Here is a 1076-nt window from a genome sequence, read left to right as displayed (position 1 = left end):
CAGCTTACCAATCTTACAAAGCGTGACAATTCATTACACAACTAGTACTGATTCCCTCAATAAAACATCGTACATTTCCATGCAGTTTTTTTAAGTAACAAATATGTCTGAATACAAAAAACGCACAAAAATAATACAAGGTCACAAATCAACATCAGTCACAAACTAAAACACATAATTCTGTAACCAAAAATTCATTAAGGTTACATTCACGTTTGCACTTTAACTTAAACAGGAAAATTAAATTGAAACCGGGAAAAACAGGTATTCGTCGTATTGTCGAACGCAACGGGCTATTCAATGAAAGGCTTGAAAAGCGCATGGAGTCCAGAGACCGCTTTTCTCAAGAAATTGTTCTTACACTCGTCTTATCTATCACTGCATTTTTGTTACCGGTCTCTAATATTGACAGAGTTCTTATGATCTCAAGCTTGCTTGTTGTTGTCATCGTTGAGCTTATGAACTCCGCAGTAGAAGCCGTTGTAGACAGGGTCGGAAGCGACTGGCATGAGTTAAGTGGACGAGCTAAAGACATAGGTTCCGCTGCCGTATTTGTTGCATTACTGCTAGTTTTCTTTGTTTGGGCATCTATTTAATCAACCTATTATGAATAACTAAATCATTCGCTCAAATGGTGTATCGTTCACCACCTTTGCTTTCTCGCTAGCTCTGTACTTTACGGTTGTAGTAAACATTCCAGTTTACAAAGAACTTTACGGCATTTTTAACCAACTTGATGCCGTTAAAGTTGGTTTTGCACTGTCTATACCGTTCTTTTTTTGGCCGTATTCAATCTTCTGTTCAACTTATTTTCTTGGCCTTGGGTAGGCAAGCCATTTTTTGCTTTGCTATTAGTCCTTTCGTCAATGGTTAGTTACGCAAGTTACTAATTACGGCACTCTTTTGACTACGATATGATCGTAAATATTGTTGAAACAGATACTAGTGAAGCAGGGGCATAATCTAAGCTTGTATTCCGTATGCTGGACAGCGATGATGGGCATAATTCCAGCTATAACTATACTTAGTCTCAAAGTAAATTCTGAAAGTACAATAATTGGCACACTATTAAAAAA

1 protein-coding gene and 1 pseudogene are annotated in these 1076 nt (G+C 37.3%); both read left to right on the top strand.

The features are described 5' to 3' along the window. The first annotated feature begins 245 nt into the window (after positions 1 to 245). A pseudogene (locus CIK04_RS29020) lies at positions 246 to 596 on the top strand (diacylglycerol kinase). A 183-nt stretch (positions 597 to 779) separates the two neighbouring features. After that, entirely contained in the window at positions 780 to 890 is a 111-nt protein-coding gene (locus CIK04_RS35845) for a phosphoethanolamine transferase domain-containing protein (RefSeq protein ID WP_369597185.1), read from the top strand. Positions 891 to 1076 lie beyond the last annotated feature (186 nt).

The sequence above is a fragment of the Vibrio sp. 03_296 genome (assembly GCF_002265885.1).
Note: the sequence above shows the minus strand (reverse complement) of the source record. Positions and strands in the feature narration are given on the sequence as shown.